Raw genomic sequence first — 12,852 nt, 5'->3', positions numbered from 1 at the left:
AAGCTGGACAAAATTTTTCCAATGATAACAGATTTACTTTAATAAGTTGATAAATTTTACAAGAGTTTGATCGCTAAATATTACCTAACTGTAACTTAGCTTACTTGACTTACTTGGTATAGGCAGATGAGGTGTTGTCATTACTTGGCATCATGCTGTCTTTGTGGTGCTTAAGTTTTTGATATAAAAAAATCCCAAACAGTGCATTCATCACACCACAAATCAAAAATAGCATAGGCAGGCCAAGATTTAACACGCTTAAAACAATAATAGAAAAAATCGCTGACCCAACCATAAAAATTGCATTAAAAATATTGTTCGCACCAATAATGCGTGAGCGGTGGCTCGTGGGTGCATAAGATTGTACAAAGGCATACATTGGTACGATATATACGCCACCAAATACACCAAGTAAAAATAAATCAGCAAATATACGCCAAGTGCCAGAAACTGTTAAAAGCTCGTTAATACCGTAGATGGTATTAGTGGGAATGTTAGAGATATCTGATAACGAAAAATACAAATCAATAGCAAAAACACTCAATCCAATGATGCCAATCGGCAATAAGCGTAGACCGACTTGATTTTTGGTCAAGGTTTTACAAACCAGCGAGCCTAATGCCGTGCCAACAGAAAAAAGTGTGAGTAATAAAATTACCACCGATTCGTTGCCGTGCAATATGACTTTGCTAAATTCTGGCGTTTGGGTGAGAAAAGTTGCACCGTAAAACCAAAACCAACTGCTACCGATGATGACAAAAAACAATAAGGGTAAGCTGTATAAATATTTGATGATTTCAATGCTACTGCTGACAATATTATAGTTTATTGTCAGGTTCTTGGTGGTTGTTGGTGTTTTTGGCATGAATTTTGATGCAATATAGCCTGCAATTGCCATCAACAAAGTCGTCATGATAAGCCAAAGCGTGGAATCATTGAGCTGGGTTAGTATGCCTGCTGTTATCATGCCTGTTAATATGGCAAGACTTGTGCCTGTTTGGAACAGTCCGTTTGCACCAACCAGCTCATCTTTTTGTAGCATTGCTGGCAAATACGCATATTTAATCGGTCCAAAAAAAGCAGACTGCGTTCCCATTAAAAACAAAGAAACGAATAACAACCAATAAATTTCAAACCAAAATCCCACACCAGCAAGCAACATAATCATGACTTCTAAGAGCTTGACACTCTGAGTAAGGGCAGTCTTTTCATATTTATCAGCGATTTGTCCTGCCAATGCTGAAAATAAAAAATATGGTAATATGAATAATAATGCTGCTAGATTGTTCAGCAGGCTGACTTTCATACCCATCTTGCTGGCGGCAACATAAGTTAAAATGAGAATGAGTGCTTGCTTGAACACATTATCATTAAAAGCACCAAAAAACTGTGTAAAAAACATGGCGTTAAAGCGGCGATGTTTGAATAAGGAAAATTGTGATGCCATGGCTAAAATCAATAATAAGTGATTGTTAATCCTAATTGATTTGTTATAATAGCAGGTATTTTTAATTTGTGTTTATTTTTTAAGTTCTTTTAAAAAATATTTTGTTGTTTTATTATTTTTTTTTAATCTTTTAAAGGTTTGTTAAAATGGCGGTGGGTGTGGCGAAAACAAACAAGAGCAAATGTAAACAAGGGCAAAAAAAATCCTTTTTGTACACGGCATTATCAACGGCAATCATTTGCTCGGCTCAGCAAGCATGGGCAAATACAGCTGATGATCACCAAGCCAAACTCATCGGTAAGCCAAAAGCTTTATTGGATGAGGAAACTGCCCAATCAGCACAAGTGATTGCTGATGTCTTACTTTATACACCAGCACAAATTGAAGCACGCCTACACAATGCTACTCAAGAAAACCCACTCATCTTAGACTCCGCTGATGCGTCTTTAGTGTCTCGCCTTGATGATAAACGGCCACCTGTGGGGCTGGACATTGATGCTGTTGCACAATTACCAACGCCAGATGATATTCAAGGAAAGAATATCACCAAAAATGCCCAAGAAAGTCCTGACCTGACCAATCGTATTCCAAAATACAAAAAATCATCGCATCGTGATTTGATAGAGCCTGTCATTCAAGAAGAGCAAATCAAAAAACCAAATGCCATTAAACGCCTATACAACAAGCTATTTAATGATGGTGTGGATGCGGTGGTGCGTTTAGAGACCGAATTTTATCATGCTGATGGTACGACGCCAATCAGTAAAAGCCAAGGTGTAGATTTGGATATCGAAGCTGATGGAAAAATTGTCAAGATGAGCCGTAGCGAACTCACAAAAGAACCCATCGCTAATATCAAAGCCATGCTTGAAGATATGGCTGCTGAGAGCGTGTCGGATTTTAATAGTGCTTTGCCACGCTTACGCCAGGCGGTTGATACAGCGGCACGAGCGGTTGGTTATTATGAAGTGGATTTTCAGATTGTCAAAGTAGATGCTGGCAAAGTTGGTATTATTATTAACGACATTGGCGAGCCTGTGCGTATCTCAAATCAGGCTTTGGAAGTGCGTGGCGATGGAAAACATAATACGGCCTATCAAAAGGCGGTTAAAGAAGCAAAACTCACCCAAGATGATGTTTTTCATCATGGTAATTATGAAGCTGTCAAGTCTGCTATTGTTGACGCAAGTGCTGAGCAAGGATACTTTGATGGCAGATGGCTGAATAATTCGGCGGATGTCATTTTGCCCGATAATGTGGCTGATGTCAGTTTGGTCTATGATAGTGGTGAACAGTATTCCTTTGATGATGTGGTGTTTTTTACTGTTGATGAAAAAACAGGTCAGCTAACCACTGATCCTAATAAACTTCCTGTCAAATCCGAATTGCTTAAAAAACTGGTTACTTTTGAGATGGGTGATGCTTATAATCGTGTTGCGGTGCGCGATTTGAGCAGTAATTTATTGGCCACAGGTTATTTTAATGCTGTCAATACCGAGACTGTTTTGCCAGATAATAAAGCGGGCACTCAGGATATTGCTTTTGAAAATGATGATGGTATGGCTGATGATACCAAACAGGTGGTGGATTTGGGTGATGGGGTGGTTGCTGAGGTTGCACCGATTGAGTTTAGTGCATCACAAGTCATACAAGATAAATTGGCACTTGTTACCCAAAAGGCCGAGCGACTTTATAACATGCCAGAAGACCGCCTACTCATCACTGACAGTCGTAAAAAATCACGAAGCGTGTTGGGGCGTATCTCAGATGCGGTGAGTAGCGTAGCGAAGATGATTTTGCCTGATGAATCAAAAGATGAATTTGATGCAGCCAAAGACATACAAATACCGACTTTGGTAGGGCGTAAAACCCCACAGGAGGTATATGCCGATAAAAAAGTACCGCTGTATGTTTTTGTCATGACTGATAAACCAAGAGATGCACAAATTGGTCTGGGCTGGGGTTCGGACAGTGGCGCACGCTTGATTACCAAGTTTGAGCATCACCTGATTAATAAAAGTGGCTATCAGGCAAATGCCGACATTCGCCTGTCTAAAGATAAAAAAGGGGTTGGGCTGTCAATCACCAAACCTATGAGCCACCCTATCAATGATAAACTGCGTGCATCTTTAAGCTATGATGATGAGGTGATTGGCGGTGCAAAGGGTACATTTAACCTGAGCAGTCGCACGCTACAACAGAGCCTAAGTCGCAATATCATTAATCAGTCTGGTTGGAATAAAAGTTTTTCTTTGCGTTATCGTTTAGATAGACTAAAAACAGGCGAACCTACAAAATCATGGAAAGATTTACCAGTGCATTTTCTTGATGGTAAACCAATCCAAAAGGCATTGTTGGCAGGTTTTGCCATCAGTAAGACCGTTACCGATAATCCTGTCAATCCTATGCGTGGTTATCGCCAAAGTTATTCACTAGAAGCAGGTGCAAAAAGTTTGCTTACAGACACCAACATGGCGATTGCTCGTATGGGTTTGGGTGGTGTGTACAGTTTTGGTGATAATGCCTATGGCAAAAATCGTGCACATCAGGTCATCGGCAGTCTGAATCTGGGTTATTTGTGGGCGGATAATTTTAATGCTGTGCCTTATAAATTGCGGTTTTTTGCAGGTGGCGACCAAAGCATTCGTGGTTATAATTATGAAACTCTTTCGCCCATTTCTAATAAAGGCTATTTGACAGGTGGTCAAGCACTTGCGGTAGTCAGTGGTGAGTACAACTATGAGGTGATGAATGGTTTGCGTGTGGCTGCATTTGCTGATGTGGGTAATGCCTACAACAAGGATTTTAGCAATGAAACCAAGATTGGGGCAGGGCTTGGTATTCGTTATGCGTCGCCCGTTGGTCAAGTCCGAGTTGATGTGGCTACAGGTGTGAAAGAAGATAAGCACTCTGTCAAGCTACACTTTTTTATTGGTACGCCATTTTAATGTTTGATGTATTAATGACGCTACCTATTCTTTGTTGCTCAACTTTGTTACCCAACTTTTGGTTCTTTTTAACCTTTAATAAATAATAAATTTTATCATGACTGACCAATACTCCAATCAATCCGATGATTTGGGCTCCCCACAGGAAGTGGGTAATGCCAATTTTTCTCAAGACTCTTTTGATGTCAAATCACCTAACAATAACAAGCCATCTAATAATAAGTCACAATCTAAATGGCTGATATACCTCATTCGTATGGTGCTGTCATTGCTTGTGGCGATTATTTTGATCTTAGTGTTGCTTTTTTATGCAATGGGAACGCAAAGTGGCACAAAGTTTTTGGTTGAAAAAATCGCCTTAGAAACTGGTACAAATTTAAAGTATACCGAAGGTAATCTGCGAGATGGCGTATGGGTGTCTGATGTGAAAGTTGCCCAAGGTGAAGATGTTGAGCTTTATATTAATAAAGCTTATGTCCAGTTTGGATTTCGAGCGATTTTGTCTCGTCAGTTGCATTTGGTTGATACTCACATTGAGACGGTTGAGGTTGTTAACAAAAAACCACCGACAGATGAACCGTTTGATTATGCAACCATCAATTTACCTATCACGATTAAACTTGAAAATACAAGTGCCAATCAGGTTATTTATCGTCAAGCCAGCAAAGAACCGATTTATCTGTACGACATTGATATTAAAGATGGGTTGTGGTCAGGCACAAAGGTTAGCTTAAATGATGCAAGCATTCGCTATGATGATGCGGTAGCGGTGAATCATATTGATGGCAAGATTGACTTGACGGGCGACTACCCACTTGATGTGCGTGCCGATGTGGAAGTTTCTGCCATCAAAAAGGCTCATGTTGGCACATTGCATATACAGGCCGCAGGCACATTAAAACGCACCACAGGCACATTGACCTCCAAATACAATGGGTATGACATTAAAGGAGAGTTTATCGCACAGGGGGTAGATGATAATTCGCCTTTTAGTGCTAAATTGACTTTTGATAAAGTGGTTCTGCCTTATGCTACCGAACAAAACATCACGCTAAGCGATGGCATGATTACCGCTGATGGCGTGGTGAGTGATATTGAGCTACGCATTAACAGCACATTGACCGCTAAGGACATACCGTCTGGTCGGTATCTTGGTCGTGGGGTTGTGCGTGATGGTGGTATGGACATTCCTTTTTTGCAGGCGGATACAGCAAATGGCATCTTGACCGCTACGGGACATATGCAATGGTCAGATGAGTTTGAGTTGCACGCCACCTTGCAGGGTGATGGGTATGAAATACGAGAAGCCTTGCCGATAGAATATCGTGATTACAAGGCTTATTTGCCCAAAACGCTGACGGGTGATTTGAGTGTGGATTATTTTGATTTGGACGAAAATAATGATACACGCCTAGCATTCAATCTGAATCAAAAAGATGGCGAAAAGGTTCATGCCACACTGACGCAATCACAAAACAATCCAAATGCACCATGGCACATTCATGCCGATTGGCGTAATCTGATTCGTACCAATGTACCAAATTTGGACGGTATTAATTCTACATACGGTAGGGCAAGCATACGCCTAGAAGAAGGATACACCCATATTGATGCAAGTGGATATATCAAAAAGCTCTCCACTGCACCTGAGGGTAACTATGTGATTAAAGCAAATATTGAAAAGGGTGAACGCATTCACCTAACCGATTTTAATTATGCTGGCGTGATGGGTGATTTGGCAGGTGTGGGGCGTATTGATTTGGCGACAGCACAAAAGCCCTTATCATGGGAATTTGATTTGACCACAAAAAAACTCATGCCAAATGCCTATTTTAATGAACCCAATAAGACGCCACTTCAAGCCGTCTCCGGGCGTATTTTGGCGACAGGCAGAATGCGTAGTGATGCACGCAACAAAGCTGATTTGCACGAGATTGTGATCAAAGATACCGATTTGACAGCCATTTTGATGGATAAAAATACCATCGCCATCAAAGGTGCTGGTAAGGCCAATGTGCGTCTAAATGGCGGTGATGTACAGTATTTTGATGCCAAATTTGATGGTGATTTACGCCAATCTGTCATGCCACAAATTGCAAAGGCGACTGTTAGGCTTGATGCGTCGGGTAATTTAAGTGCCATTAATATTTCACAGCTGAATCTTGACACCGATTCTGGCAAAGTGGCAGCGACAGGCATACTGACTTTGGCAGATGGCATTGGTTGGGATATTAAAGCAAGGCTTGATGATGTTGATACCAAAAAATTTGCTGGTGATAATGCCAATTTGGTTGCTGTTGTTACGGGTGATTTGCAGACAAGTGGGAACTATCGCAATGAGACGCTCACAGATGTCAAGGCGGTGTTTGATGGTGAGGTTGGTCATGACAAGTTGCCAGAGGGTCAATTAAGTTTTGATGTTGAAGGTCGGGACAAAAAATATCACATCAATCATCTAAATTATCACGGTGCAGCAGGACAATTGCGTACACAGGGATTTTTGGATATTTCTAGTGGCTATGTATGGGAAATGACAGCTGACATGAATCGCTTTAACATTGGTGCATTTATCGACGATGTACCTAGCGATTTAACAGGAAATTTTAATATCAATGGCTACTGGCAAAAAAATGAGCAATTGGTGAGGATTGACCGTCTAAACCTACACGGTATGCTACGCAATCAACCGTTTAATGCGTCAGGGTTGCTGATGGTTAATTTGGCACTGCCTGATGATTTGACGGCATATTTTGATCAGCTTAAAACTCATGCACCAAAAAATGTTGATGAGTTACTTGCCTTGCGTACCCAAATTGATGAACGAGCCAGACGCACCCAAAGCATCATTAAGCAGATCAGTGCGGATAATTTGACTGTACAATTGGGGGATAATCATGTTCGCTTAGATGGTGATAAATCAGCATTGACCAGCAGTGTTTCAATCACAGATTTGGGTCAGATTTTACCAAATGCAGCAGGTGCAATAAAAGGTGGCGTGATTTTAATAGATGATGGCAATTCATTACCGACCTTATATATTGATATGGTAGCAGGTGGTGTGCGTACGGCCAATGTGGTGGTACAAGAGGCTCGTGTTTTAGGTAGGATTATCAATCTGGGCAACTCTGAGAGTCAAATACTCATTGATATTAAAGACATCATTGCCATGGGGCGGGTGATTAAGTCGGCACGCCTTGATTTTCAGGGTACAGAGCAAAGACACACACTGGCACTAAATACCAAATCTACCGAGAATCAAATCATCGCCAAGATTGAGGGTAGTCTAGATAGAGTGGCTGGTCGTTACCGTGGTGTGTTCAGTGATGGTGCGTTGCATTCACGGTTTGGACTATTAACCCAAAGTCAGCCAGCTGAGTTTAGTTATGGCTTAGATGGTGGTGATGTTGCCCTTGCAGCACATTGCTGGCAAAGTGTGAGTAATGAACAGGCCAAATCTGGCTCAATTTGCCTGCAAGATACACTGCATTATGCCAAGACGGCAGGTGATGTCAATCTTGTGGTGCAAGACCTAGATACAGCAGTGTTTTTGGCAGTTGTACCAAAAGACATTCATTGGCAATCCACTCTCAATGGTAAAGTACAAGCATCTTGGCAACAAAACAAAAACCCAACCATCAGTGCAGTTTTGTATTCAGACGATGGTCGCATTGGCCTTGAACAAGATGGGGCGTATGTTGAAATGCCTTATGAACGAGTCTCTGTCATTGCACAAAGTGCCATCAATGGGCTTAAACTGCGTGCTGATGTCGCAGGTTCGGTGGCTCATGGTTATGCTGATGTACTGCTTAATCCTTATGCTGAAAATAAGCCGATTGCTGGTGAATTGCAGATTGATGACATCAACCTTGCTGTATTGCGTCCGTTTTTATCTAATTTCCAAACATTGGCAGGCAGTGCAAATGTCTCAGGCACAATTGGCGGTACTTTAAAAAATCCATTGTTTTATGGTAATGCCAATTTAATGGATGGTGCGGTAGCCTTGATTGGAGTGCCATTGAACTTAAATGGCATTAACGCCACTGTTAAGGTTGATGGCACCAATGCCGATCTAAACGGTGATTTTATGGCAGGAGCTGGTGCTGGAAAGTTGGTGGGCGAGCTTGATTGGTCTCAGTCACTTTGGGCAAAATTGCGAATCATGGGCGAGGATTTGGACGTCAATCACCCGCCGATGCTAACAGCAAAGATGACGCCTGATATTGAAGTTTTGGTCAAGCCATTTGAGCAATATGTGGACATTCAGGGTGTGATTTCTGTGCCAAGTGCGATCATTCGCCCACCAGAATCAACCGCTGATATTGTTACAGAGTCTGCCGATGTGACGGTGCTTGATCGTCGTGCTACTGGAAATATTGACCAAGTGCTTGCGGTGGCAGCACCTTGGAGCATTAATGCCAATATTGGCCTTGATTTGGGCGATGATGTCATATTTCGTGGATTGGGTGCAAGATTGCCCCTAGCAGGTGCGCTTCATCTTACTCAGCAAGGTCAGGGCGTGATGCAAGCAAGAGGTGTGGTTCAGGTTTCTGAGCGTACTAAGGTTGATGGCATTGGGCGAAATCTTGAGCTGAACTACGCCCAAATTCGGTTTGATGGTGATTTATTAAACCCACGCTTATCTATTGAAGGTGAAAAACAAATTGAAGGTCGTACGGTTGGTGTGCGTGTCAAAGGTACGGTAAGCAGTCCGAGCATTACAGTATTTAACGATGCAGGTCTGACTGAGCAACAAGCAATGAATGCACTTGTTACTGGACGCATTAGCGAGGCTGCTGATGGGCAGATTTCAGAGCAAGGTTTTCGTTCACGAGTTACCAACAATCTTGCAGCAGCAGGTTTAAATCTTGGTTTTGCAGGCACACGCAATCTCACCAATCAAATCGGGCAGGCTTTCGGTCTTGAAAGCTTAACCATTGATGCGACAGGCAGTTCAGATGATACAAATGTGAGTGTGACAGGCTATATCAGTCCAGACTTATACATTCGCTATGGTGTGGGCTTGTTTAATGCTGAATCAACGCTCTCAATGCGTTATCAGCTGACCCGTCGTATTTATATTGAGGCGGCAAAGGCAACCGAAAATACGGTAGACATGATTTATCGTTGGAAGTTTTAGCTTTAACCATTAAAGAAGCGTTAAATCTGGTTTATTTAAGTATTAAAATTTTTTTATTCTTAATTAAAAAACCAAGAATGCCACAATACGATGTGGTATTCTTGGCTTGGAGAAATGAACAGTTGATTGCTTGACCATTTGTGGGTGGTATGTGTCTGTATGGTCTGATTGTGCCACCTAATGAATGAATTCAAACCAATCAAATAGTGCTAATGTTGAAATTATTTCGTTAAAATCAAGCGATTATTACGAGTTAGACGCAGGCGATATTCCTCGCCTTGATGTTCGATGCGTACTTCCTTGGTCAATGCGAACAGGTTTTGTGAATGTAGGGTTGGAAGGCGAGTGGCCTCACGGTTGCTAAAATAGCGAGCGATTGTCATAGTCATGGCGATTTTCCTTTTATTGGTGGGTTGCGGGTGTTTTCCCGAGCCACTTTTGGCTTAACTTTGAACATAAAACGCTGATTGACACCATGTCAATTTTTTTAAGCGTTAATAAAATGATAACTTATCTAAATTGTTTTAGATTTTCAGGTGTTACTTATTATTAAATAACAATAATTATCATTTGATGTTATGATAGCAAAAATTTCCAAGATTGCAAATACTAATTGTAAAATTTAAGAATTTTTATCAATTTTCTGACAAACGGTATAAAAATCATGATAAATGGTAGTTTGGCACACAAGAAAGCCATTCAGGTGGCGGTGGCGGTATTAAAATATACCAATAATGAACAAGAAAAATTCCTTCTTGCAGTGCGTCAGGCATGGCAACATCAGGGCGGAAAAATAGAATTTGTTGGTGGTAAGATTGAGTTGGATGAAACACCGCAATCTGCTTTGATTCGAGAGGTGAATGAAGAATTAGGTCTGGATATTAGTCGTAATAACATCACTAAAATGGGTCGTATCCACCATGATTATGGCGATAAATCGGTCTGCTTGCATGTGTATCAAGTGCTATTAGACGATAGTCAATATTTAAATTTTAAAGATAAAAAATTTGGTCTTGATGGACAGATGATCGGTTTTTTTGATAAAGAATATGTATCATCGCAAAAAAGCAGTTTTCCTGTGGCGAATGTACCGATTTTTAGTTGGCTGGGTTTGCCAGATATGTTTTTTGTCAGCCATCGGTTAGATTTTTTTAATAATAAAACCGACTGGTTGGATTTTTATGAAAATTTACCAAAAAACTGTACTCTGCTCATGCGTACGCACGCCGATGATGCTAATATTGAACTGATGAGAAAGCTTGCCATGCGAAGAGATGATTTACGGTTTATTGTGTCGCTAAAAGATTTAACTCATGGCATGATCAATGATTTAAACGGCATGATGAAAAAAGTAATGGCGGTGCGATTGACCCAAAATGAGCTGATGGCACTTGATTTGACGCAATTTTTGGGGAAAATGCACTCGATGGGCTTGTCCAATTTACCCATCATTGCCAGCTGTCATGATGAATTAAGTATCAAAAAGGCGAATGATTTGGCAAGCATTCATACTGTGATGGCAATTTTGCTTTCTCCTGTTTTGCCAACGCAAACTCACTTGCAAGCACCTGTTTTAGGCTGGAATGGGTTTTGTGAATTGTCAAACTTGGCAAATATGCCAGTCGTTGCACTTGGCGGGCTAACACCAAATGACTTAAATGTTGCTCAAAGGCATGGTGGGCTAGCGGTGGCGGGCATTCGTGGTTTTGTATAAATAGATTGTACAAGTGTGAATAAGCAAAATAAAAATCAAAAGTATGTATTGTAAAAAATACCACCATTTTGGTTGTGAATAGTCCTAGACAAGACAGTTATTTTATTTTACAATTTAGGCATTTTTAGGGTTTATTTTATTTGTTTTATTATTAGGAAATTATCATGAGTATTTATCAAGACCATTTAGTGAAGCGTCAAGCTGATGAACGCCAAGCGGTTGAATTGTTGGCAGTATTGGCAAATTTGGGTGTGCAAAATGTAAATGTACTGTTTTTTGGTGAGCGTGTGTCATTGTCTGTTTCAGATATTTTGGCAAAGCACGCCGCATCAGGCATCAGCGTGGCAGATACACTGGCCTTTGTTAAAGGACTGGATATTGCCAATACCGCCATTGATGTTGGTCAGGCGGTAAAAAGTGGTAAAAAAGCAAGTGATTTTATGGGTGGTGCACCAATCCCTGCGACTGATGTGGTGCTTTATGGTTTTGGCCGTATTGGTCGTATTTTGGCTCGTTTATTGATGAGTCGTCCTGCATCTGATAAGGGTTTGCAGCTCAAGGCTATTGTTGTGCGTCCAGCTGGTGAAGGTGATCTTGCCAAGCGTGGTAGTCTTTTGGAGCGTGATAGTGTGCATGGTTGGTTTGACGGTGCAGTGCAAATCAGCGAAGAAAACAGCGGTATCATCGTTAATGGCCGATTTATCAAATTCATCTATGCATCGGATCCATCTGAGGTGGATTATACTGCATATGGCATTAAAGATGCGATTGTGATTGACAATACGGGCAAATGGAAAGATGAGGCTGGTCTTGGTAAGCATTTGCAATCAAAAGGCGTAAAAAAAGTACTATTGACTGCCCCTGCCAAAGGTGAAGTAAAAAATATCGTCTATGGTGTTAATCACGACACTATTGGTGGTGATGCTATTGTATCAGCAGCAAGCTGTACCACCAACGCCATCACACCAACTTTAAAGGTGTTGCATGATGAATATGGCATCATCAATGGGCATATGGAAACCGTACATGCCTTTACCAATGACCAAAATCTGGTTGATAATCACCATAAAGCTGATCGTCGTGGTCGTGCTGCACCGCTAAATATGGTGATGACTTCAACAGGAGCGGCGTCTGCGGTTGCCAAAGCAATCCCTGAATTAAAGGGTAAATTGTCTGGTAATGCAATTCGTGTACCAACGCCAAATGTTTCTTTGGCAATACTAAATTTAAATTTTGAAAAGGCGGTGGGTACAGCTGATGAGCTAAATGCCTTTATCAAAACAAAATCTCAAAGTATTCAATGGCAAGAGCAAATTGACTATTCAGACAGCCCAGAGGCGGTATCAACCGACTTTGTGGGTTCTGAAAAAGTGGCCATCTTTGATGCCAAATCCACCATTGCCAGCGACAACCGTGCTACTTTATATGTATGGTACGATAATGAAATGGGCTATAGCACCCAAGTCATTCGTGTCGCTGAAGAAATGGCGGTCAATGGTTGATTTGATAAAGCGAGATGGAAATGGAATTTATCTCGCTTTATTTTGTATGTTTAATAATGCGGAGTAATTTAAGTAAAATCTTTGGTTTTTTAACTTAAATTGCT

6 protein-coding genes are annotated in these 12,852 nt (G+C 41.1%); 4 read left to right on the top strand and 2 right to left on the bottom strand.

Annotated elements, in window-relative coordinates; translation table 11 throughout:
- Positions 1-109 precede the first annotated feature (109 nt).
- Positions 110-1,447 carry an MFS transporter gene (locus U9670_RS00445; protein WP_323842172.1) on the bottom strand — a complete coding sequence of 446 codons (1,338 nt, stop codon included), beginning with the start codon at positions 1,445-1,447 and terminating at the stop codon, positions 110-112.
- 158 nt (positions 1,448-1,605) lie between these two features.
- Between U9670_RS00445 and U9670_RS00440 the strand changes: the two genes are divergently transcribed.
- Both U9670_RS00440 and U9670_RS00435 read left to right on the top strand, forming a co-directional pair.
- Positions 1,606-4,395, top strand: coding sequence for an autotransporter assembly complex protein TamA (locus U9670_RS00440; RefSeq protein ID WP_323842171.1), 2,790 nt, complete (start codon positions 1,606-1,608; stop codon positions 4,393-4,395).
- Between the two features lie 97 nt (positions 4,396-4,492).
- Positions 4,493-9,532, top strand: coding sequence for a translocation/assembly module TamB domain-containing protein (locus U9670_RS00435; RefSeq protein WP_323842170.1), 5,040 nt, complete (start codon positions 4,493-4,495; stop codon positions 9,530-9,532).
- A 221-nt stretch (positions 9,533-9,753) separates the two neighbouring features.
- On the opposite strand, the gene hemP is transcribed toward U9670_RS00435, so the two are convergent.
- Complete coding sequence (hemP, locus tag U9670_RS00430) at positions 9,754-9,921, bottom strand: hemin uptake protein HemP (protein WP_089540655.1); 168 nt, start codon at positions 9,919-9,921, stop codon at positions 9,754-9,756.
- Between the two features lie 275 nt (positions 9,922-10,196).
- Between hemP and U9670_RS00425 the strand changes: the two genes are divergently transcribed.
- Positions 10,197-11,246 carry an NUDIX domain-containing protein gene (locus tag U9670_RS00425; RefSeq protein WP_323842169.1) on the top strand — a complete coding sequence of 350 codons (1,050 nt, stop codon included), beginning with the start codon at positions 10,197-10,199 and terminating at the stop codon, positions 11,244-11,246.
- A gap of 164 nt (positions 11,247-11,410) precedes the next feature.
- Positions 11,411-12,748 (top strand): glyceraldehyde-3-phosphate dehydrogenase, encoded by a 1,338-nt coding sequence (locus tag U9670_RS00420; protein WP_416381514.1) that lies wholly within the window; start codon positions 11,411-11,413, stop codon positions 12,746-12,748.
- Positions 12,749-12,852: the final 104 nt, after the last annotated feature.

It is taken from the genome of Moraxella tarda, assembly GCF_035181405.1.
Classification (GTDB): Bacteria; Pseudomonadota; Gammaproteobacteria; order Pseudomonadales; family Moraxellaceae; genus Moraxella.
The sequence above is the reverse complement of the archived record's forward strand: the minus strand, read 5'-3'. Positions and strand labels throughout refer to the sequence as shown.